Below are 22,112 nucleotides of genomic sequence, written 5' to 3' on the forward strand. Positions count from 1 at the left end.
TGATAACACGAGAGACGTTAAGCGTTAGCAGTTTCAAATTCTTGCATAAACTCGACTAGAGCCTGTACGCCTTCCAACGGCATTGCATTGTAGATGGATGCGCGCATACCTCCAACGGCACGGTGACCCTTTAGAGAAACCAAACCACGCTCAGCTGCCTGCTCAAGGAACACTGCGTCTAACTCAGGTTTAGCCAATTGGAATGGTACATTCATACGCGAGCGGTTTTGCGCGTGAACGTTATTAACATAGAAATCTGAGTTATCAATCTGCTGATAAAGCAGCTCTGCTTTCTGCTTATTGACGCTTTCCATCGCGGCCACGCCACCTTGCTCTTTCAGCCACTTAAAGACTAGGCCAGAAAGATACCAAGCAAACGTTGGTGGTGTATTAAACATCGAATCTTTCTCAGCCAGAACTTTGTAACTCATAAAGCTAGGAAGCAATTCGTTAGCCAGTTCGAGTAAGTCATCACGAACAATCGCAATGCAAATGCCTGCTGGGCCAATGTTCTTTTGCGCACCTGCATAGATAACGCCATATTTAGCAACATCAATCTCGCGAGACAAAATGTTAGACGACATGTCCGCTACGATTGGTTTGTCAGTCTGTGGCAGTTCTGAAATTTCGATACCGTCAATGGTTTCATTTGGACAGAAATGAACATATGCCGCTTCTGGGTCAATTTTCCAATCTGACGCATTGATAACCGCTGCTTTGCCATCAATCTCTGTTTTGGCTACAAAGGTATCAACTTGGCAATATTTGCTTGCTTCATCAATCGCACTTTCTGCCCAATAACCCGCGTCAACATAAGTCGCTTTCTTCGCTGCCCCCAAAAGATTTAGAGGAACCGCAGCAAACTGAGCTCGCGCACCACCCTGGCAAAATAGTACTTTGTAGTTGTCAGGGATATTGAGTAAGTCACGCAGGTCTTGCTCTGCTTCTTCCGCCACCTGAATAAACTCTTTACTACGGTGGCTAATCTCCATGACAGAAGTGCCTAGGTTGTTCCAGTCAACCAATTCCTTTTGCGCCTTTTCCATCACAGCTTTAGGTAGGCCCGCCGGACCCGCACTAAAGTTAAACACATTGCCCATTTGTCTTTCCTTGCAGATGATTCAATAACTAATTACTCGATTAATACCATGTTTTAGCACTGATAAAAAGCAAGAAAAGAGGTCTTAAGACCTCTTTTCACTTTAAGCTGCCAAATGTGGCAATTATGGTTGCAGTAATGCGGGTAGAAGTAATGCCATCAATGGAATCTGCTGCCCATTTTCAAACACCAAGTTACCTTCTTTTAGCTCAGCTTGTATTTGGTAGCCCTGCTCTGTCTCTTGGATTAGCTCCATCACCATGGCTTCATCAATACCTTGCTTGATAAATGGATACTCAGTGACTAGACCACTTGAGAAAAAGGTATCTAAGTCACCCGTTAGAGCAGGCAAAATCATCGCGGGGTTTTGGGTAACATTGCTTGTGCCTTCAGGAACGGTAATTTTCCATTTAGACTCAAACTCGCTGTCTTCACTTAGCTTCACCGCCATTTTATTCATCGCTAGGTAGAAACCTTTGGAGAATAAGCTCTCAACGTATGGAATGGCCGTTTCAATATCAGCACTCGTGAGCATTGGGTTGTTTTGATATAGGTTAACCAATTTCTCAAACGACTCACTGTCTAAATCACCAAACGCAAGATCAATAGAGACCCTGTCAACTTGACCATCTGAGGTTATAAGATCATTAAGATCGACTTTGTGCTGACTGCTAACCGTCTTAGCCATTTCATCAAATGAACTACTGAATGTGTACTGGCTGTCATGCATGCTAAACAAAGGGGTTTGGTCAACATTCATCACAGACGCTTCCGTCACTTTTAATGTCTGTTCACCGAGCCAAAAACTGTTCATTTTTTTGCCATTACCTTGGCCGCTTAGACCAGACATCAAGACCTTTTCGCCGGAATTAAAATCGATCTCAACCGATGGCACATCGAGATCATAAGTAATGTCACCTAGAACGCTCACATGGCCTTTTAAGGTAGATGGCGTCACCGACACAATCGCGCCATCAACGCCTTCGCTGACTTGATTCCACGCACTCAATTGTAAGTCGAAGTCTGTATTGCCGTTAAGTTGCGTCGTGGTACTCAACGTCAAAGGAAACTCGGGCATATCTTGTAAGACAGAGTCTGCGCTTAAGCTAAATAAACCATGGCTAATGTCACTGTTTACTACAACCTCAGAAGGCAAGCCGTCAATCGCTAACTGCTCTGCCAACACTGGATCTAACACGGTATAGCGCGTTGTTACTTTCGATGAGAAATAGCCGCGTTCATAGCTTACAACCTCAGCTTTAACTGACTCCGAAGAGAGGTTCGCGATCCCGTCTTGAATCACGGACTGTCCAATTTGGCCAACCGCAAGAGGCCAACACAATGCAAGCGCAATGGCGCCGCCGATGGCACCGAGTTTTTTTAGTTCCATGGTATTCGTTTCTTATATTAAGATTTGTTTCAGTCTACACGAAAAAACATTGAGATAAATCAGTGTATTGGCTTTCAAGCGAAAACAATCGAAAATCTCATATCTAGCTCCCAGTCCCTACCTTGAATAGTTGTTACTGTAACCAGTGTCCGTGTTTAAAGTGTAGCCTACTTGTGAATCAATTTTCCGTACTCTGTTTAGACAGTAACCCGATCAGTATTGAACAACTACGTCGCGAACTTAGCCCTTTCGCTGCTAAGTTCGACTTACATAGTGCCGAAAGTATCGAGGAAGCAAACGCCGCTCTGACCTTTTGCACTGAACGAAAACAAACTGTCGCCTTAGTCATCGCCAGTCATCATGAGTCGTTTAATGGCGCTGACTTCTTAATTCAACTCGATAAAAACCAACACACTAAAACAGCGCGAAAGATTCTCATCAGTTGCGGCCAAGACATCCAGGCGATTTTATCTGCGGTTAACGATGGCAGACTCGACCACTGTTTGACCAAGCCCCTACAAGATAACTTGGTTCACAAAACGGCGCAGAAAGAACTAACCACTTTTATCATTGAAAACGACAAAGAGAATTTGCTTTCCTATAGTCAAATCCTCGACCAACACCGATTACTTCGCACTCATATTGACCAAAAAATGCGTCACTATCGTGAAGGCTTCATCACTGACCATCACAGCCTTTCTGATCAGCAGTTGGTGGAACAAGTCACTACCGCGCTATTAGAGTTCTTTGCTAAAGAAGATAAAACCCGAGCAAGACGTACTTATTCTTCAGATCACTTACTGACTACGGAAGGTGAAGAAAACCAATTTCTCTGGTTCATCACCAAGGGGACGGTCGCGCTATATAAGAAAGATGAAATAGGCGTCCAAAGAGAAGTGGTACGCCACTCTCAGGGGAATATTGTTGGTGGTATGTCTTTTGTCACGGGTGAGCCCTCTTTTTCGACCGCAGTAACGCTCACCGAAACCGAAGTGATTAAGCTCGACCGCAAGGTATTTTCTAAAGTGATGCATTCGAATACTTCGCTGCTGCCTCTATTTACCAACCTTCTCTTACGCCACTTTAATCGTCGCTTGCAACGCAGTATCAATACCAAACTAGAGCTACAAAAAACCCTTGAGTCACTAGAAGATGCTCATCAACAACTTATTGAGCGTGAGAAAATGGCGATGCTCGGTCAGCTTGTTTCAGGTGTGGCTCACGAACTGAATAACCCTATTGCTGCGATTTTGAGAGGGACTGAAACTCTAACCAACAAAATTCAAACCCTGATTGACGCACGCTCGATTGATCAGGTCGGAGATGACGGCATTGGTGTCCTTAAACTCGGATTGACTCAAAGGCCAAAATCAACGGCCGCTGAACGCGACTTAGCCAATCAAGTGAATCAGAAAGTCGATAATCGACGCGTTGCCAAAAAACTGGTTAAGCTTGGGCTTGAACAGCAAAGCCGTTGGTATGAGGAATCCCAACAATCTCCCGACGCAACTTTAGAACGATTAGAACGGCTAGAAGAATATTACCTCGCAGGGAGTACACTGAGGTCAATTGGTGTTTGCGCAGGGCGAATTGCCGACATGGTCAAAAGCTTAAAAGGCTACGCTAGACCGAATGATGAGCGTTTTCATGTTGTTGATATTCATGAAGGTATTGAAGACACCTTAGTGATCTTCGAAAACAAACTCAAATTCCACACCGTTGAACGAGACTATAATGAGTTACCGCAACTGCCTTGTTTACCCATCGCATTGCAGCAAGTGTGGACCAACCTCATTTCAAACGCTATCGATGCTTTTCCCGACAAGGGAACGCTAACAATACGTACCGAACTTACTCAGCAAGATGCTCAAGATTGGGCGGTCATTTCGTTTACTGATAATGGCTGCGGTATTCCGCAAGAAATCATAGACAATATTTTCTCTTTAAACTTTACCACCAAGAAAGAAGGCAATTTTGGCCTAGGTATCGGGCTGTCAGTCTGCCAACAGATCATCCATCAACATGGCGGCAAAATATTGGTCGATTCATGTCTGGATAAGTTTACTCAAATGTCAGTTTGGCTACCGGTTAGCCAACCTCAGTTAACAGCAAGGAGCCATGAATGAACAAATACCTCATTTTATGTGTTGATGACGAACGTGAAGTATTAGATAGCGTCATTCAAGACTTAGATTGTTTTGAAGAGCACTTTTTATTAGAAGCGGCGGAGTCCGTTCAAGAAGCCAAACAATTGATCAGTGAATGTAAGGAACAAGACATAAAATTGGCGCTTATCGTTTGTGATCATATCATGCCTGACCAAACTGGGATTCAATTCTTGATTGAATTGAATGAGCAGCCAGAAACTATCCCGACTAAAAAAGTGTTACTCACAGGCCAAGCAGGTTTAGAAGACACCGTTGAGGCCGTTAATCACTCAAGCCTCGACTTTTACATTGCTAAGCCGTGGCGCGGAGATGAATTACGACAAGCGGTGAAGCAGCAGCTAACCAGTTACATCATCGACAATGAACAAGAGCTGATGCCTTGGGCGGCCGCGCTCGATACTGAGAAAATATTCGAAGCCGTCGCACAAAATAGAATCAACTATGGTGAATAATTAAACAAAGCTTGGCACGCCTATTGCTTTCTTATATAAATAACGACAAAACAATGACATTTCTATAGTGGCAGTCGCTATGATGCATTATCATGTCGTATTAAACGTCATGGCGCCCGTCGCTAAAGACCAAGGAAATTCACAAGATATAGGTTTATCGTCAATATGCGTAAAACAATCTTAGCTGCAGCACTCGTGCTAGCATCTGGTCAATCTTTTGCTCAAACCGACCCAAACAGCCCGGCGGTAATGAGCAACTTTAGTTATGACTACCTAGAAGCTCGTATCGGCGCAAGCCCGGTTACTTTTGGTGCCGCAATGAGCAAATCCGTACACCCAAATGCACACCTAATTGGCCGTATCGACTCTGAGTTCGAAGGCGATTACGATGCCGCAGCAGGTTTCGGCTTCCACGCCCCAATCAACAACTGGGCAGACCTTACTGGTGAAATGCTATTCCGCTTAGTCGATGATGGCGCTGCTAAAGGCACTGACACTGGTATGGAACTGAACCTAGGTGTTCGCCAGTGGTTAGGTCCACAACTTGAAGTGGGTGGCACAGGTGGTTACGTATCAATTGATGACAATGATGATTGGATTGGTTCAGCATACGTACGCTTCCACTCTACAGAGCTATTCTCTCTAGGTGGCGAACTGCGCATCAACGACTACTATGGTGATCAGTTTATGTTCACTACGCGCTTTAAGTTCTAAGCGTTACTGTTACTAAAAAGCCGAGGTTTATACCTCGGCTTTTTTAATGCAAATCCTTTTGCACTTGAGCATTTATTTCGGTTAGCTTAGTGACAATTCGCCAATAGCTGACGCTTGCGCGGTTCTTGAATCAGTTTCCAGTGAATCCCTTCTATCGCACCAGCAAACTTCCATAGTAGTTTCACATCGACATCACTACCGTAGGCCTGCTTAACTCGAGAAAACACAGCTGGCGCCCCTAATTCTAGGAAAGTCTCTACGTCTTCTACGCCCGCCTTCTTCACCATGCGCTCAAGAGTCAGTTGCATGTTGGGTAGATCACGTAAGCGTCGGTTTGCTGAAGAGCGCTTAAATTCACGTTGAGAGACTGAAAAAGAGATAGATTGCTCTACTAAATCAGATAAGTCAGCGTGCTTTGTGTTGAACAGCTCAGTGATATCATAATAGTTTACTGTCGCTGTCGTTTGTTTCTTCACGTGACGGTATTTTTCACAACCAAGCAAATTGAGTTGCTGATCAAGCTTCTCACCACCACGAATAAATATTTTGTCCGCACTTAAAAGTGCAAACATTGCTTCGTCTCTAAACAAACCTGTGCCGCCAAACATCGAACGTTTTTGGAAGTCACCGAATTTTGTCACGTACTGAATAAATTGTTGCTCTGTCATATCCATTGATCCTTAATCTAAAACCCCGATTAGTTACGATCACCAGATAGCAGCAGTTATAAGCGAAAAAATTAAAAACTCACCTAAGTTACATTATTTTTTGTTGTTTAACCTAAGCGATAACAAGTAAGGTAAATGATAGTTAACGAAACGAAATAAGTCTGTGCATGAATCACATCAAATAGAGATAGTTGACGGTTTATTGGGAAGTAAATCACACCTTAATACTTTTAGCATTTATAAAACCCGTTAGGAATTCACCAATAAAATGCCACGAAAAATATCAATAATAGTGATCAATCATTTGCTAATATGCATATAGAAACGTTACACTGTAAAAAGTGGCATAACCCTTAAGTTTATATGAATCACCTATCTTTTTACTGGTTGCCTGAAAATGGCGATCTGTTGCTCAAAGGAATTGAGTCTGAGTTTTTTAGCCTGATTGAACACGCAATTAGTTCAAGGAAAATATCTCTTCCCCCTATTCCTGATGTCGTTCTCAAAATTCAGCAACAATGTACTCAAGAATCAACAACGATTTCGGATGTCGCAGACTTACTGCTTGAAGATCCAGGCTTGGCCGCAATCGTTATCCGCGTTGCAAACTCTGTTATTTTTAATCGCCGTAACATCACTTGTACCGATCTGGTGACAGCTGTTTCTAGACTAGGAATTCTCCGAGTACGTGACATTGTGACCGCCCAAGCGATCGAGCAATTAAAGCATTCCATTAATCTCAGCAACTCATGCAACAGTATCTTAGTTGAAAGTGCGGTTACGTCTCGTGAACTTGCGGCAACGATGGTATTAGTCACCCGCGGATTCAAAGAGAGTCAACAAGCACAATATCGTCATATTGAAACGGATAAAGCACTATTGTGTGGCCTTCTCGCGGATATTGGTCTGTTTTGTATCGTAAACGAATACCACAACTATCTTGAACAAGGAAACTACCTAGATGAGGATATCGCATTCCAAATCTTTGATAGGCAATGTTCTAAAGCAAGTAAACTGGTCCTTGATAGTTGGGGGTTCGATAACGACTTCCTAGAAGTGGCATCTAACCAAGCCCTCCGATCAACTGAACACCTGATCTCTTACTTAGATATCGCGCGTATCGCTAATCATATATTGATGTATCGTCGTAAGGATGACGCGATAGACGAACATACTGTCGAAATCGATATCACCGGCGCGGATATACTGTACAAACTCAGTAATTTAAGTGATAGTGAGTTCAACACACAGATTGATGAACTTATTAGTGCAAGTGGCTTATAACCACTAGACAGGATGTACCATGTTTTCAGGGATGATATTTATCTTTGCCCCATTGGTGGTGGGGTATCTAATTTCTATATCTAAAAAATCGACTCTCGACACAATAAACGTCACTACTTCAAATCTTATCTACGTTATTTTGTCGTTGATGGGCTTGAGTCTGGCTGGGTTGGATAACCTAGGCCAGAACCTGCAATTGATCTTAAAGACCACTGCTGTTTTCTTCATATGCTTGAGCCTCGCTAACTTGGCAGTACTGCCATTTGTCGATAAGTTGATGCCGATTAAAACTGACACTAGCAACAAAAAGTTACCTCTTTCATCGATGGCGATGGAATCTGCGAAGCTTATTTTGGTGGTCGGCAGTGGCTTAATTGTCGGGTTAGCATTACCTTTTGATCTCAGTTGGGTCGATACCGCAAGCGAATGGATTCTATTTCTCCTTCTCTTCTTTATTGGCATTCAATTACGCAACAGCGGGCTTACTCTGCGCCAAATCCTGCTCAACAAACATGGCATGGTCATCGCCTTGGTCATTATCGTTAGCTCAATGATTGGTGGCATCATCGCAGCTTTGATCCTTGATATCGATATATACCGAGGTTTAGCGATGGCTTCGGGTTTCGGCTGGTACTCATTGGCAGGCATTTTAATGGGCGACGCATTTGGCCCGATATACGGCGGCGCTTCATTTATGATCGAGCTGCTGCGCGAATTGGTCGCTCTAATTCTGATTCCGTTATTCATCCGCACTAAGCCGTGTACATCGATTGGTTACGCAGGAGCAACCGCTATGGATTTCACTCTCCCTGTGATTCAAACAACAGGTGGGGTCAGATGTGTGCCGATTGCAATCGTTAGTGGCTTCATACTCAGCCTACTTGTACCAGTATTGATGCTGTTCTTTGTCTCACTTGCAGGCTAGATCGCAGGAATTCATCTGTAATTTTTCTATTATTGGCCCTTATTTTTAGCCTGAGTTGTTTAGAGTTATCTAAACGGAAAAATAATAAGATAAAACTTCAAAAGGAATCATTATGAAACGCATGCTCGTTGCATTGCTGCTAGGCACTACCTCTACATTTGCTGCTGCGGCAGATAACACTTGCCTTGCAAAAAAATATGATGCGTACATTGACGCTTCACTCCATTGGTATGAAGATTTAGCGAGTTTAACGTCTGAGCAATACCCAGATCTCAAAGAAGTAAGCGATTGGTTCCTAGAAGGCCGAAAACACCACTTTGAGTTAAATCGAGCTGCGGTTCACTATTACTTAACGCAAGATCAAACCAAAGTAGCTACTGCACAACCAGTCGAAGCATGGCTGCAACTGGAACAGAAAGATATTAAGGTGCTTGCATCTCGTAACGATGAACTAGGCCAGCTAGCAAAAGTAACCTTTGGTGATCGTCAAGCAAAGCCACACGAAAAAAATTACGAACTCCGCTCGGCTTTTGCTGATTTACTCAGCCACCCAACAAAAATTGATGCTGCACTTAAGCGCTACAATTCATCAATTAAACAGTTAGAATCGATCAAATGTGAGTAGCCTTATTGCTCACAGGGTCTTTAACTAGATTCTGCGACTGGCGTATTACAAAATCTAAGATTCGTTAATTAAGACGGGACTTTGCTCCCGTTTTCGTTTAGATTGTCGCGCTGCAATAAAAAAGATTAGAGCAATGTAGGCTGTATGATATCGGAACACAAAACGGCTGATGTGAACTTCGAGAGTTTACTCCGAATTTTCACAGTACCTGAAGGGCCAGACTCAACGCTAACAAGAATTGAAGAAGAGCTATCGCGCAACTTGAACCAGTTTCTACGCGAGCACATCGTCGCAGAAGAAAAACCGCTGCGAGAGATTGAAAAAGACTTTTCTAACGCTTCAATTCCTGAGCAACCCGAATTTGTTTCAGACCATACGCAGCATTTGCTAGATTCTTTAGTCTCGCATTCGGTTCATACCTCCGCACCCAGCTTTATTGGTCATATGACGTCGGCACTGCCCTATTTCTTAATGCCGCTGTCTAAGATTATGATCGCGCTTAACCAAAACTTGGTTAAAATCGAGACGTCCAAAGCATTCACTCCATTAGAGCGCCAAGTTCTTGGCATGCTACATCGCCTTATATACGGTCAAAATGATCAGTTTTACAGTCAATGGATGCACAGCGCCAACCACTCATTAGGCGCATTCTGCTCTGGTGGTACCATCGCTAACATCACCGCACTTTGGGTAGCTCGTAACAATGCTTTACGTGCCCAAGGAAGTTTCAAAGGCGTAGAAAAAGAAGGCCTCTTTAAAGCCATGAAACACTATGGCTATGAAGGGCTTGCTGTACTTGTCTCTGAACGTGGCCATTACTCGCTGAAGAAAGCAGCCGATGTCTTAGGCATTGGCCAAGAAGGCCTTGTCGCGGTCAAAACTGACAATAACAATCGAATTTGTCCTGACGCTCTACATGAAAAAATCATCGAGCTAAAAGCACAGAACATTAAGCCGTTCGCGGTTATTGGTGTTGCAGGAACGACAGAAACTGGGAGCATTGACCCGCTTAAAGCTATTGCGCAGATCTGCCAACAAGAAGCTTGTCATTTCCATGTTGATGCGGCATGGGGTGGAGCAACATTGATGTCGAACAACTACCGTCACCTTCTAGATGGTGTTGAATTGGCGGATTCTGTCACTATTGATGCTCATAAACAGTTATACATTCCTATGGGTGCAGGGATGGTACTGTTTAAAAAGCCTGATGCGATGAAATCGATCGAGCACCACGCTCAATACATTTTACGCAAAGGGTCTAAAGATTTAGGTAGTCATACGCTTGAGGGCTCTCGCTCAGGAATGGCAATGTTGGTTTATGCTGCAATGCATATTATCAGCCGCCCAGGCTATGAACTGCTTATCGACCAAAGTATCGAAAAAGCAAAGTTCTTCGCAAACCACATCGAACAGCAAGATGACTTCGAACTGGTTTCTGAGCCTGAGCTTTGCTTGCTCACCTATCGCTATGTACCAAGCCACATTCAATCCACGCTAGAACGCGCATCCGGTAAACAGCGACAAGAATTAAACGAACTACTCAATGAGTTGACTAAGTTCATTCAAAAACGTCAGCGCGAGACAGGGAAATCCTTTGTCTCACGTACACGCTTAAACCCAGAGCGTTGGGGACGATTAAATACCATCGTATTCCGAGTTGTTCTTGCGAACCCACTAACGGGTTGTGATATTTTAAGCTCAGTGCTCGAAGAACAGCGAGAAATTGCCAAGCAAGCGCCTAAGCTGATGGCAAAAATTGAACGATTAGTCGACGACATTAATCATTCGTCTAGAAAAAACTGAAATTTTCTTTCTAGAAAAGTGTAATTTCTCTATCAACGACAGCCTCATTATTGAAAGTTTTAGCGCTACAGGATCGAATTCTGTAGTTTAGCCAAAATTTAGTTTGAGGCTTGTCATATATTAGCCAATTCCCTAGTAGAAAAGTTGCCGCAAACCTTTTGCTTAGGTTTATACTGGCTGCATGGCGCTGGATTGTATTTGCTCTCTTAGGAAACAGTTTGTTTCTTATCATTAATTTCGGGTATGTCCAGTGAGTTGTTCTCTATACCCTCGTGAACACTATGAACACATTAGAAAAAATTCAAAAGAACCTAGAAAATTTTAGTAAGTCAGAGCGTAAAGTTGCTGAAGTCATTATGGCCTCACCTCAGACTGCTATCCATTCTAGTATTGCTACACTGGCTAAAATGGCTGATGTGAGTGAGCCGACTGTTAACCGTTTTTGCCGTCGTTTGGATACCAAAGGTTTCCCAGACTTTAAACTTCATCTCGCTCAAAGCTTGGCTAACGGTACTCCTTATGTGAACCGTAATGTCGAAGAAGATGATGGCCCAGATGCTTACACGCATAAGATTTTCGAATCTACGATGGCTTGTCTGGATGTGGCAAAGAACAGCTTAGATGCAATGCAAGTTAACCGTGCGGTCGATCTACTGACTCAAGCGAAACGCATTTCATTCTTTGGTTTAGGCGCATCTTCTGCCGTTGCAAAAGACGCACAAAATAAGTTTATTCGCTTTAACATTCCAATTACTTGCTTCGAAGACATCGTGATGCAACGTATGAGCTGTATCAATTGTACAGACAACGACGTGATTGTGTTGATTTCACATACTGGCCGCACTAAGAGCCAGGTTGAGATTGCGAACCTTGCCCGTGAAAATGGTGCGACCGTTATTGCTATCACAGCAAAAGACTCACCGCTTGATAAAGCGAGTTCACTGTCTATTTCGCTTGATGTGCCAGAGGATACGGACGTTTACATGCCAATGGCGAGTCGTGTTGTCCAAATGACAGTGATTGATGTGCTTGCAACAGGATTTACTCTTCGCCGAGGTTCTGGCTTTAGAGAGAACCTCAAGCGCGTTAAAGATGTCTTAAAAGACTCACGTTACGATAAACTGTCACAGTTTTAATCTAAAGAAAGCGGAGCAACATGCTCCGCTTTTTTCATTTCTATCTCAAGATATTACTAGCTTTTCGAGTAGCGGCTTTCATCTTCTGCTACGCTAATTCGCAATACACCAGCAGACTTAGGTGTCGGCACGGCAGATTCCTCTTTGCACACGCCACCACACTGACAAACATTCTCGAGTATATAACGCAGACGCTCCTTAGTAAGTGGAAGCGGATTACCTTTAATGGCGACAGTTTTCAATGCATCCTCTGTAACCAATTCAAACGATGTTGTACACACACCAAAGGTATCTAAAGTAGGAATAGCGAGCTTTTCTAACATCATATTGACCCATAATATGGCATCGTTTCTATGGGCATTCGCCCTACCCGTTAGTATTTGTGCCAGCTTAGTATAACGACTGAGAACATCACTACGCCCTGCCGAAAAGGCAGCCTTAATGTTCTCCGACATGACGTAAGGAGCTAGCCGAGCGGTAATAACACTATGGGGAGCATCTAGCTTGCCTCCGAGTGCAGACGCTAGTCCATGAGCGGCACCTAGCTTAGCATTAGAAATGGCCATTCCCCCTAGCATTGCAGCGAAAGAAAGATCCGAACGCGCACGGTGATCATCTTGCAGACAACCTGCCACCATCGACTGAGCCAGACGACGAAGTCCCTCTTCACATATCATATCGGTAAGCGGATTTGGTTCGCCACAAACATACGCTTCCATTAAGTGGGTAAACGCATCCATTGCACCACGTCCTGACAAATATCGTTCAGTGCCATAAGTAAGCGTTGGGTCAACTATCGCAACGTCAGCCAGCATATCAGGGCTACGTAAGCTTACTTTGACTTGGTCTTGCCCGGAGCGTAGCACCGCATTCTTGGTCACTTCAGAACCGGTGCTGGCTGTTGTCGGGATCGCGATATAAGGTAGCGGCTTAGATTTTAGTGGCACATTTCGTCCAACCACCTCCACATAATCATATACATCACCTTGATTGGGAATCACCGCAGCGAGAGCTTTACCCATATCAAGAACACTCCCACCACCGATCGCCACCACCATATCAGGCTTGAATTTACGACCAGCTAACGCTGTCTCTTCAATCATGGTGATGTTAGGCTCCCCATTGATTGAAACGTGCTGGTAGCGCATTCCTTGGGATTTCAAGTAGCGTATGATCGGTGTGGCGCGTTCCAAGCTCTTACCTGTCACAAGAAGAACGCTATAACCGTACTGATTTATGACTGACAATGAAGAATTCAGAGCACCCTCTCCGAAGATAATTCGTGTGGAGGTCATAAATTGAAACATGCTATTCACCCCTTTTCTAAGTCGTAGATTAAGCTTGCACCCTCGCAGTCAAAATTAACTTGATGCACTGCAAGTTGTTGGAAATAACCCCTACTTTCATGCGGCTTCTCGACCTAACGCACGTCAAAACATTACGAATGAGCGTTGTAAGGCTTAAATTTTGTTCGATAGATTTCACCTATCGAAACAACAGGCAAATGCCACTTTATTTCCGACAATGATTCGTGCATAGTTGCAGGTATCAAATTAAAGGAGAAAGAAATATGTTCGTTGTTATCTTTGGTCGCCCAGCTTGTCCTTTCTGTGTTCGTGCAAAAGAGCACGCTGAGACACTTAAAGCACAACGCGATGATTTCAACTACCGCTACGTAGATATCCACGCAGAAGGTATCTCTAAAGCTGACCTAGAAAAAACAGTAGGTAAGCCCGTTGAAACTGTTCCTCAAATCTTCGTTGATCAAGAGCACATCGGTGGCTGTGATGATTTCGAAGCATACGCGAAAGAGCACCTAGGCCTATTCGCTGAGTAATCGAATATTTCGAAAGAAGCCGCTTATCGCGGCTTTTTTTATACCCACAGTCCAACTCATTCATTAAATTCGTGTGAACTTATTTGACTAAGTAAACTAATAGTCAATTATAAAATATTTCACTTATCTTTTTGCAATAATCAGATACAATTCGCACACTTACTTAATCCCCTCGGCACAAACAAGAATTGCCCGTGAACATAGACGTCGTACTCCTGTTAGAACAAAACCCTATCCTATTGATCTTCGTTGTCTTGGCTATCGGCCTTGGTATCGGAAAAATGCGCTTCGGCAACTTACAACTCGGTAACTCAATTGGCGTATTAATTACCTCGCTAGTTATGGGTCACCTTGGTTTTACCTTCAATGCTGACGCTTTAACCATTGGCTTCATGCTGTTTATTTACTGTGTGGGAATCGAAGCCGGCCCGAACTTCTTTGGCATCTTCTTCAGGGACGGTAAGCACTACTTCATATTAAGTATGGTTGTGTTATCGACTGCACTCTGCATCACTTACTTTGCTAGCCACCACTTTGGTCTCGATTTCGGCCTTTCAGCCGGTATGATGGCAGGAGCTCTCACCTCAACGCCTGTACTAGTAGGTGCGCAAGACGCACTAAATTCCGGTTTAGCCACTACGCCACGAAATATGGATTTTGCGCAAGTCATAGAGAACTTATCCGTGGGTTATGCGATGGCTTACTTGGTTGGTCTAATTAGCATGATCATGTTTGCTAAGTTACTGCCGAAACTGCAAAAGCAAAACCTATCTGATTCTGCCCAACAAATCGCGCAAGAACGCGGATTAGGTAGCTCAGGGCAACGTAAAGTCTATTTGCCGATTATCCGTGCCTACCGAGTCGGCCAAGAGCTTATTGACTGGATAGATGGCAAGAACCTGCGAGAATTGGGGATCTATCGTCAGACTGGCTGTTACATCGAGCGTATTCGTCGTAACGGCATCCTAGCGCACCCTGACGGTGATGCGATTTTGCAACAAGGCGATGAGATAGCACTGGTAGGCTTCCCGGATAGCCACGCTCGACTGGATCCAAGTTTCCGTAACGGTAAAGAAGTATTCGACCGTAACCTACTCGATCTTCGTATTGTTGAAGAAGAGATCGTGGTAAAAAGTGATTCTATCGCCGGTAAACGCCTGTCAGATTTGAACTTATCCGAATACGGCTGTTTCCTAAACCGAGTAGTCAGAGCGCAAATCGAAATGCCAATGGATCTTGATATTGTTCTTGCTAAAGGTGACGTCCTGCAGGTGAGCGGCGAGAAAAGTCGCGTTCACGGCCTTGCTGAAAAAATCGGTTTCATCTCGATTCATAGCCAGATGGCGGATCTGCTCGCTTTTTGTAGCTTCTTCATCTTAGGCATTATGTTTGGCTTGATCACCATGACATTCGGCCAAGTTTCATTCGGACTGGGCAATGCGGTAGGTCTTCTGCTATCAGGTATTACACTGGGCTTCTTAAGAGCAAACCACCCGACTTTTGGTTATGTACCTCAAGGCGCGCTAAACATGGTCAAAGATCTTGGTCTGATGTTCTTTATGGTCGGGATCGGTTTGAGTGCTGGCGGTAAGATGTTTGAGCACCTATCACAAGTTGGTCCGCAAGTTATTGGCCTTGCGTTTTTGGTCAGCGTTGTCCCTGTCGTGCTGGCGTACTTGGTTGGCGCTTATATACTCAAGATGAACCGCGCTTTGCTGTTTGGTGCTATTATTGGCGCACGTACTTGTGCTCCAGCGATGGACATCGTTAATGACTACGCTAAATCGACAATTCCTGCATTGGGTTATGCTGGCACATACGCTATAGCCAACATATTAATGACCCTCGCAGGTACAGTGTTAATTATTTTGAGCTAGCAAACTGACTGACAAGCAAAGAGGAGGCAATGCCTCCTCTTCTCGTTTCTACTATAGTGGCCAAGAAGTCACGCCATCCACTGGTGTTTCTCTTTGAGCGAACTCATCCAAACAATACCCCGTATTGCTTGAAGAAAAATAGCTTAGAGGCATCGGAGTAAGACTCTTTGCACTCACTTCAGATTTCGCCTTATCAGAAAAACTAAAACCCCACATGTCGAGATAGTCACGCATATCACGCTCAGTGATGATGCTAAACGCAATCAACAACCAATCATCATTACTGATGGTGTTTGCCTCATCACGGCTGTAGCTCGAGAAGCCTATATTATCCCGATAAGTTAACCAACGCGTTTCATCCGCTCTTAGTCGGTTAAACTCTCGTTCTAGAATGTGCAATCTTCCAAGCAAATGCCAACCGTTGTTAATCACGCCCTGACTTTGTGCCTGCATCATTATCTGAATGAAGATCCTTGCTCCCCAGCTCCAACTCGTTTGACCCTGCGCTGCCATGAACGCATGAGGATCCGCTTGCTGACGACTCGTTTGTAACAACTCATACTGGCTCTTAAAATCTAGGCTTTGACACGCAGAGACTTTACCTGTTTCAGCAAAGTATCGGGACTTGCTGTAATACGAGTAGTAATTGGTTGTTGAGTGTCCATCCCAACCAGCAAAACGAAATCGCCCTTTTTCAAGTCCATGGCCTAGCTCATGCAAGTCACCGTGTCCGAGTGGATGGAATGACCAATACGCATCATACGGATTCCCTGAACAACCATAGCCACAGTTCGCTTGATCTGCGTTCATATGCTTTACCACATCAATGGTTTCAACTTCCCATCCCTTATTGATTGCGTAGTGATGAATATCCTCAATACTGTCGATCCCCGGCCCTTGGAATCCGGCTAACGCATGAGGCAAGTTATGTACATATCTTTCCGTAGCCAAAGCCATATCTTCTGGCTGTTCCCATTCTGGCGCGCTGATCGACTCCTTCATTTTTTCTGACTTAGAGTGAACTTCAAAACCCGGAGTAACAAGCTCGGCCCAATCGAAAAGATTGGCGTTCAGCTGTTCGACGAACGTTTGATTATCTTCTCGGCTTCGCCAAACCGGATGCTGCGCCACCCCTTCAAACTTAAGCGAAACATCGTAATTGTTAGCACTGAAGTGAACTTGAATTGGCCCGCCATAGGAGGAGGTTAAACGAATTGTCTCCCTAGGTTTCACTTCATAAGCGTACGATGTGACTAACTTAGGTCGACTATACGCGTGATCATTGAACTCATGCGTTGCCCCGCTGCGCAAGGTATTAATGACGATTTTGGTTGTCACGGGCTCATTGTCCAGTCGCGTGACAACTACGCTCTCGCCAGGCAATGCGTAAACCCCGGCACTACGAAAGTTACGCTTAGATTCTAAGGTTACGGTTTTCGAAATACGTTCCACACGTTCATCAAAGTGACTACGACTGAAATTGCCCATATCGGGTTGAGCATAGTTAAGCGTGCGACTGTTATACTGCGCATAATCTGCATAGTATGACCTGAGGAATTCCACTCGTTCTGTATTGAGCTTATCCATCGGGAAAGACACTTTATTTCGATAATAGTCAGCGGTTAAAACCAATAACTTTTCATACTCGTACTGGTCTGTATTAAACAGTTCTGTGCCCCGCTCATCTAACGACTTTAGATGTTCACGTATACTATTAGCCGGCTGATAAAACTCATCCATATTTGCCTCGGCTGGACACGATTTGTCATCACACAAAGAGAGATCAATACTGAATGTGTCGTCAGCCAGCTTTTCTAACAGAGCTTGCTGCTGGCTGATTTCAGCGGGAACATGATCAATCAACTCGCTTGGCGACCAATCAGATATACCTAGTTTTCTCCAATAGTTATCGCCAACGTATTTGATATTCAACAAATTAAATACCAAGTCTCCAAGCGGCATCATATGACCATTTAAGTGTAGGTAGAAAATCGGAATCTCTAACTCAAGAGCTCTTCGAAGTGCTACTTCTACTGCAGGTAAATCTTGTTCATCGGTGAGATGCTGAGACAACACCAAAACGTTCGGCCTCGCCTCTACACAACTTAATAGCTGCTCCCCATCGCAAGCACCAACTTGGTTAACTGTCACCACTTCATTAAACCGTTTATCTATCCACTCTCTAGTCGCGGACTCATCAGGAAAATAATAAGACTGATCCAAGTGAGCTAACACAATATTGGTCGTTTTAGTAATGCCCTGCCCATTTAGCCAAGTCCATAGATTCTCTGACCACTGCTCCATCTCACTATTGATTGATGACGGTGAACGCAAGCTGGTTCGAAATGGGTTACTGCCGAGCGCGACATAGCGACCTGAAACGCCATACTCTCCTGCAATACCTAATGTGAGCTGCTGGTCAGCATAGCCACTTTGCAACGCTTTATTGGTCTTTAATATTGAGTCATTAAAACCGTAGGTTGGAGACATAATTGCTGCATCATGACTAGGGTCCCAATATAGTGAGTTGGTATCGCCGTTGAGGCTACGTTTTATTTGATTAAACTGGTTCTGGTAACCTTCGAGCAGCTTTTCACTATGCTGCGCATACTCTTTTGCATCTTTGACCAAAAGCGCGTCACCGGATAATAAAGCTCGTTCTACGTTAGTTTGCGGTTTAACAATAACGCCGCCACCTCCACTTCCTCCTGTAGAGCCCCCCGTATCCACACCTCCAGTGTTAACATTACCTTGGGCACCGTTTTCCCCGTCTCCACCACAGGCAGAGAGCAGTACAACAAATGAAAAACACGACACAATTTTCCAGCTAATACGACTCATATTAAGTAGCTCATTAAATTTTTTCGGAGTTTAATCGCTACAGAATCAAGAGCCTATGGGGAGTTTTCTGATCTTTTGTATTTTTGAAGCGTGCTATCAAAATAGAAATGAAAACGGCACCTTTCGGTGCCGTTAGTGAGCTAGCTGAGGGGCCTTAAATAGGCTAAGAATCGTTTCTCAGCAAACTTGAAGCAACCGAGAATAATGAACGTCAGTGCCATGTAGAAAAGGCCAGCAGTTAAGAAGGACTCAAATGGCGCATAGTAGCGCGAGTTAACTAAACGAGCAGCTCCTGTCAGGTCGACAATAGTAACGATGCCGGCAACTGCACTGCCATGCAGCATAAAGATCACTTCGTTACTGTAAGCCGGTAATGCGCGGCGCAGTGCACTTGGTAAAATAATGCGTCGATAAGTTTTAAAAGTACTCATACCGTACGCTTTTGCGGCTTCCACTTCACCTTTCGGCAATCCGTTAATCGCCCCACGAATGATTTCAGCAGTATAAGCCGAGGTATTGAGTACAAATGCGACTAACGCGCAGAACCACGCATGCTCCCACAAGGTGTCTTTAACCGGGAAGAACTGGTCCATGCCGTAGTAGATTAGGTAAAGTTGAACAAGCAATGGCGTGCCACGGAAAAAGTAGATAAACGCCCAACTTGGCCCATTAAACAAATAGTTCGGGCTATTACGAGCAACACCTAGAGGAATTGCGACAACCAAGCCGATGATCAGTGCTGCACCAACTAACCACGCTGTAGTCCAAAGCCCATCCAAATAAATCGGTAGGCTTTCGATAATCAAAGAGAAATCCATTTCTTACCTCGCATGAATACTAAATTTGCGCTCTACCATCTTCAGGAAACCTGTCGATACACTGGTAAAGAATAAGAAAATAAGCGCCACCGCCATATAGAATGTAAACGGCATTTTGGTCGTACCCGCCGCTAGAGCGCTCATACGCACCATGTCTTCCAAGCCAATGATGGACACAAGGGCTGTGGTCTTAAGAAGTACTAACCAGTTGTTACCAAAGCCTGGTAAAGCATGGCGGATCATTTGCGGTAATAAGATTCGACGAAATGCTAAGAACGAGCTCATACCATAAGCTTTAGCAGCTTCAAGTTCACCTCGGTCTACCGCCATAATTGCGCCGCGGAAGGTCTCAGCCATATAGGCACCGAAGATGAATCCAATGGTTAGAACGCCAGCAATGAAAGGGCTGACATCAATATAATCTGGTAGGTAAGAAGTCCACTCGTGATCTGGATTGCCAGATGCAAACCATTCATTGAGCCATTCATTGATGGAGTAAAGGCTGTTGTTAAGAAGAATCTGTCCACCAAAGAAGATAAGCATCATCAGAACTAAGTCTGGAATGCCACGTATTACAGTAGTATAAAGCGTTGCGATTGCTCTCGCCCAGCGATAAGGTGCCATTTTAGCAAGCGCGCCAAGCATACCCAAAATCATTGCCACCAGCAGCGACAATAAAGCCACCTCTATGGTCACTACGGCCCCTTTTAAAATAGAGGCTTCATATCCTTGTAAATCCAGCATAGGTATGTTCCTGATCCCTAGACTATAAAACTAGGCCGTTGGTTATACTCCTAGGAACAAAAACCAACGGCCATCTATTGACGATTACTGACCGTAAACGTCGTAGTTGAAGTACTTAGCAGCGATGTCTTGATAAACGCCCTTCTCACGTAGAGATAGGATAGCCGCATCTAGCTTCTTAGTTAGGTCTTTGTCTTGCTTACGAACAGCGATACCAAAACCTTCACCGAACCATTTAGGGTCAGTTAGAGATGGACCTACGAATTCGTACGCTTCACCACCTGCTTTATTTAGCACGCCTTCTTCAAGCGCTGATGCATCACCTAAAACTGCAGCTACACGGCCGTTAGCAAGATCTAGGTAAGCTTCATCGAATGAACCGTAACGTACGATAGATACTTTGTCACCGTAGTTATCAGTTAGGTACTTGTCGTGTGTTGTTGCACGCTGAACAGCGATTTTCTGGCCATCTAGGTTATCGAAATCTAGACCTGCGCCTTTCTTCGCGATGAATTTATTTGGGATAAGAGCATATTTACCAGTGAAGTCGATCTTCTTCTTACGCTCTTCAGTAATAGACATTGCTGCAATGATTGCATCGTATTTACGAGCCAATAGAGAAGGAATGATGCCATCCCAATCTTGAGGTACGATCTTACACTTCACTTGCATCTCTTCACAAAGTGCGTTTGCCATATCGACATCGAAGCCTTTCAGTGAGCCATCGGCTTCTGTCCAGCTAAACGGAGGGTATGCACCTTCAATTCCGAAACGAACTGTTTTCCAATCCTTTGCTTGTGCCACACCTGTAACTGCGGTAGCTGCTAATGTTGCTGCTAATAACCACTTTTTCATTTCCATACTCCTGATATTGTGATTTTTATTTTAAACGTACTTGTTGTGTTTGCCGTTGTCCGGCGATTAGTAAATTGACGAAATGAACTGCTGCAATCTCTCAGAGTCCGGGTTCGTAAATAGTTTAGATGGGTTACCTTGTTCTTCAACTAATCCTTGATGTAAGAACATAACGTGATTAGACACATCGCGAGCAAAAGCCATTTCGTGGGTAACCACTAGCATGGTGCGCCCTTCTTCTGCCAAATCTCGCATAACCCCTAGCACTTCTCCGACTAACTCAGGATCAAGGGCTGAGGTAGGCTCGTCGAATAGCATTACTTCTGGGTCAACCGCTAAAGCTCGTGCAATAGCAGCACGTTGTTGCTGACCACCAGAAAGGTGACCTGGGTAGTAATCTTTACGCTCGTATAGACCCACTTTTTTCAACAACATTTCTGCATTTTCGATGGCTTGAGCTTTGGGTACACCAAGCACATGAATAGGCGCTTCAATGACATTTTCAAGCACGGTCATGTGTGACCATAGGTTAAAACCTTGGAACACCATCGCTAAACGCGAGCGAATGCGTTGAACTTGTTTTTCATTAGCCGGAACTGCTTCACCTTGGCGATTGTTTTTCATCTGGATTAACTCACCGTTTACCCAAATATCGCCCGCAGTTGGCGTTTCTAGAAGGTTAATACATCTGAGAAAGGTACTTTTACCGGAACCTGATGAACCGATAATTGAGATTACGTCCCCTTTGTGAGCTTCTAATGAGATGCCCTTTAAAACTTCATTTTGTCCAAATGTTTTGTGCAGTTCTTTTATGTCCAGCGCTGGTACATCATTCATGCGCTATTACTCCCTGTCTTTATTATGACCAATCACTCT

19 protein-coding genes are annotated in these 22,112 nt (G+C 44.2%); 10 read left to right on the plus strand and 9 right to left on the minus strand.

Going from position 1 to position 22,112, the window contains the following annotated elements:
* Window positions 1–17: 17 nt before the first annotated feature.
* On the minus strand, window positions 18–1,100 hold the full coding sequence (gene serC, locus VIA_RS16860) for a 3-phosphoserine/phosphohydroxythreonine transaminase (RefSeq protein ID WP_004414413.1): 1,083 nt from the start codon (window positions 1,098–1,100) through the stop codon (window positions 18–20).
* Window positions 1,101–1,223: 123 nt separating this feature from the next.
* On the minus strand, window positions 1,224–2,489 hold the full coding sequence (locus VIA_RS16865; RefSeq protein WP_004414414.1) for a DUF945 family protein: 1,266 nt from the start codon (window positions 2,487–2,489) through the stop codon (window positions 1,224–1,226).
* A gap of 173 nt (window positions 2,490–2,662) precedes the next feature.
* Here VIA_RS16865 and VIA_RS16870 point away from each other — a divergent pair, with 173 nt between their 5' ends.
* The 3 genes from VIA_RS16870 (at window position 2,663) to VIA_RS16880 (ending at window position 5,823) form a co-directional block, all read left to right on the plus strand.
* Window positions 2,663–4,615: an ATP-binding protein gene (locus tag VIA_RS16870; protein ID WP_004414415.1), complete on the plus strand. Its 1,953-nt coding sequence runs from the start codon at window positions 2,663–2,665 to the stop codon at window positions 4,613–4,615.
* Window positions 4,612–5,109, plus strand: a complete 498-nt coding sequence (locus tag VIA_RS16875) for a response regulator (RefSeq protein WP_004414416.1) — start codon at window positions 4,612–4,614, stop codon at window positions 5,107–5,109. Before VIA_RS16870 ends, VIA_RS16875 begins: the two co-directional genes overlap by 4 nt.
* 165 nt (window positions 5,110–5,274) lie before the next feature.
* On the plus strand, window positions 5,275–5,823 hold the full coding sequence (locus tag VIA_RS16880) for a hypothetical protein (RefSeq protein ID WP_004414417.1): 549 nt from the start codon (window positions 5,275–5,277) through the stop codon (window positions 5,821–5,823).
* An 86-nt stretch (window positions 5,824–5,909) separates the two neighbouring features.
* On the opposite strand, the gene VIA_RS16885 is transcribed toward VIA_RS16880, so the two are convergent.
* The gene (locus tag VIA_RS16885) at window positions 5,910–6,497 is read right to left on the minus strand and encodes a TfoX/Sxy family DNA transformation protein (RefSeq protein ID WP_004417436.1); all 588 of its coding nucleotides are present in this window, start codon (window positions 6,495–6,497) and stop codon (window positions 5,910–5,912) included.
* Between the two features lie 357 nt (window positions 6,498–6,854).
* On the opposite strand from VIA_RS16885, the gene VIA_RS16890 reads away from it, so the two are divergent.
* From VIA_RS16890 to VIA_RS16915, 5 genes are all read left to right on the plus strand, one after another.
* A complete protein-coding gene (locus tag VIA_RS16890; RefSeq protein ID WP_004414419.1) occupies window positions 6,855–7,775 on the plus strand; it encodes an HDOD domain-containing protein in 921 nt (306 codons plus the stop codon).
* Between the two features lie 19 nt (window positions 7,776–7,794).
* Window positions 7,795–8,700, plus strand: coding sequence for a LysO family transporter (locus VIA_RS16895; RefSeq protein WP_004414420.1), 906 nt, complete (start codon window positions 7,795–7,797; stop codon window positions 8,698–8,700).
* A gap of 112 nt (window positions 8,701–8,812) precedes the next feature.
* Complete coding sequence (locus VIA_RS16900) at window positions 8,813–9,325, plus strand: hypothetical protein (RefSeq protein ID WP_004414421.1); 513 nt, start codon at window positions 8,813–8,815, stop codon at window positions 9,323–9,325.
* A 144-nt stretch (window positions 9,326–9,469) separates the two neighbouring features.
* On the plus strand, window positions 9,470–11,128 hold the full coding sequence (gene panP, locus VIA_RS16905; protein WP_004414423.1) for a pyridoxal-dependent aspartate 1-decarboxylase PanP: 1,659 nt from the start codon (window positions 9,470–9,472) through the stop codon (window positions 11,126–11,128).
* 281 nt (window positions 11,129–11,409) lie between these two features.
* The gene (locus tag VIA_RS16915; RefSeq protein WP_004414424.1) at window positions 11,410–12,264 is read left to right on the plus strand and encodes a MurR/RpiR family transcriptional regulator; all 855 of its coding nucleotides are present in this window, start codon (window positions 11,410–11,412) and stop codon (window positions 12,262–12,264) included.
* A 56-nt stretch (window positions 12,265–12,320) separates the two neighbouring features.
* Here VIA_RS16915 and VIA_RS16920 read toward each other — a convergent pair whose 3' ends face one another.
* On the minus strand, window positions 12,321–13,571 hold the full coding sequence (locus VIA_RS16920) for an iron-containing alcohol dehydrogenase (RefSeq protein WP_004417434.1): 1,251 nt from the start codon (window positions 13,569–13,571) through the stop codon (window positions 12,321–12,323).
* Window positions 13,572–13,834: 263 nt separating this feature from the next.
* Between VIA_RS16920 and VIA_RS16925 the strand changes: the two genes are divergently transcribed.
* Entirely contained in the window at window positions 13,835–14,101 is a 267-nt protein-coding gene (locus VIA_RS16925) for a GrxA family glutaredoxin (RefSeq protein WP_004414426.1), read from the plus strand.
* Between the two features lie 194 nt (window positions 14,102–14,295).
* Window positions 14,296–15,978 (plus strand): aspartate:alanine antiporter, encoded by a 1,683-nt coding sequence (locus VIA_RS16930; RefSeq protein ID WP_004414427.1) that lies wholly within the window; start codon window positions 14,296–14,298, stop codon window positions 15,976–15,978.
* Window positions 15,979–16,029: 51 nt separating this feature from the next.
* Here VIA_RS16930 and VIA_RS16935 read toward each other — a convergent pair whose 3' ends face one another.
* The 5 genes from VIA_RS16935 to VIA_RS16955 all read right to left on the minus strand — a co-directional run bounded on the left by VIA_RS16935 (window position 16,030) and on the right by VIA_RS16955 (window position 22,073).
* Window positions 16,030–18,819, minus strand: coding sequence for an ImpA family metalloprotease (locus tag VIA_RS16935; protein WP_004414428.1), 2,790 nt, complete (start codon window positions 18,817–18,819; stop codon window positions 16,030–16,032).
* Window positions 18,820–18,959: 140 nt separating this feature from the next.
* On the minus strand, window positions 18,960–19,637 hold the full coding sequence (locus VIA_RS16940; protein ID WP_004414429.1) for an ABC transporter permease: 678 nt from the start codon (window positions 19,635–19,637) through the stop codon (window positions 18,960–18,962).
* A gap of 3 nt (window positions 19,638–19,640) precedes the next feature.
* Window positions 19,641–20,381 (minus strand): ABC transporter permease, encoded by a 741-nt coding sequence (locus tag VIA_RS16945; protein ID WP_004414430.1) that lies wholly within the window; start codon window positions 20,379–20,381, stop codon window positions 19,641–19,643.
* Window positions 20,382–20,465: 84 nt separating this feature from the next.
* The gene (locus VIA_RS16950) at window positions 20,466–21,236 is read right to left on the minus strand and encodes an ABC transporter substrate-binding protein (RefSeq protein ID WP_004414431.1); all 771 of its coding nucleotides are present in this window, start codon (window positions 21,234–21,236) and stop codon (window positions 20,466–20,468) included.
* A gap of 66 nt (window positions 21,237–21,302) precedes the next feature.
* Entirely contained in the window at window positions 21,303–22,073 is a 771-nt protein-coding gene (locus VIA_RS16955) for an ABC transporter ATP-binding protein (RefSeq protein WP_004414432.1), read from the minus strand.
* Between the last annotated feature and the right edge of the window lie 39 nt (window positions 22,074–22,112).

The organism is Vibrio orientalis CIP 102891 = ATCC 33934 (genome assembly GCF_000176235.1).
GTDB lineage: Bacteria > Pseudomonadota > Gammaproteobacteria > Enterobacterales > Vibrionaceae > Vibrio > Vibrio orientalis.

What these genes read in the sequence shown, in the direction of transcription:
- serC (WP_004414413.1), bottom strand. Translation starts at nt 1,100, where the DNA reads ATGGGCAATGTGTTTAACTTTAGTGCGGGTCCGGCGGGCCTACCTAAA.
- VIA_RS16865 (WP_004414414.1), bottom strand. Translation starts at nt 2,489, where the DNA reads ATGGAACTAAAAAAACTCGGTGCCATCGGCGGCGCCATTGCGCTTGCA.
- VIA_RS16875 (WP_004414416.1), top strand. Translation starts at nt 4,612, where the DNA reads ATGAACAAATACCTCATTTTATGTGTTGATGACGAACGTGAAGTATTA.
- VIA_RS16880 (WP_004414417.1), top strand. Translation starts at nt 5,275, where the DNA reads ATGCGTAAAACAATCTTAGCTGCAGCACTCGTGCTAGCATCTGGTCAA.
- VIA_RS16885 (WP_004417436.1), bottom strand. Translation starts at nt 6,497, where the DNA reads ATGGATATGACAGAGCAACAATTTATTCAGTACGTGACAAAATTCGGT.
- VIA_RS16890 (WP_004414419.1), top strand. Translation starts at nt 6,855, where the DNA reads ATGAATCACCTATCTTTTTACTGGTTGCCTGAAAATGGCGATCTGTTG.
- VIA_RS16895 (WP_004414420.1), top strand. Translation starts at nt 7,795, where the DNA reads ATGTTTTCAGGGATGATATTTATCTTTGCCCCATTGGTGGTGGGGTAT.
- VIA_RS16900 (WP_004414421.1), top strand. Translation starts at nt 8,813, where the DNA reads ATGAAACGCATGCTCGTTGCATTGCTGCTAGGCACTACCTCTACATTT.
- panP (WP_004414423.1), top strand. Translation starts at nt 9,470, where the DNA reads ATGATATCGGAACACAAAACGGCTGATGTGAACTTCGAGAGTTTACTC.
- VIA_RS16915 (WP_004414424.1), top strand. Translation starts at nt 11,410, where the DNA reads ATGAACACATTAGAAAAAATTCAAAAGAACCTAGAAAATTTTAGTAAG.
- VIA_RS16920 (WP_004417434.1), bottom strand. Translation starts at nt 13,571, where the DNA reads ATGTTTCAATTTATGACCTCCACACGAATTATCTTCGGAGAGGGTGCT.
- VIA_RS16925 (WP_004414426.1), top strand. Translation starts at nt 13,835, where the DNA reads ATGTTCGTTGTTATCTTTGGTCGCCCAGCTTGTCCTTTCTGTGTTCGT.
- VIA_RS16935 (WP_004414428.1), bottom strand. Translation starts at nt 18,819, where the DNA reads ATGAGTCGTATTAGCTGGAAAATTGTGTCGTGTTTTTCATTTGTTGTA.
- VIA_RS16940 (WP_004414429.1), bottom strand. Translation starts at nt 19,637, where the DNA reads ATGGATTTCTCTTTGATTATCGAAAGCCTACCGATTTATTTGGATGGG.
- VIA_RS16945 (WP_004414430.1), bottom strand. Translation starts at nt 20,381, where the DNA reads ATGCTGGATTTACAAGGATATGAAGCCTCTATTTTAAAAGGGGCCGTA.
- VIA_RS16950 (WP_004414431.1), bottom strand. Translation starts at nt 21,236, where the DNA reads ATGAAAAAGTGGTTATTAGCAGCAACATTAGCAGCTACCGCAGTTACA.
- VIA_RS16955 (WP_004414432.1), bottom strand. Translation starts at nt 22,073, where the DNA reads ATGAATGATGTACCAGCGCTGGACATAAAAGAACTGCACAAAACATTT.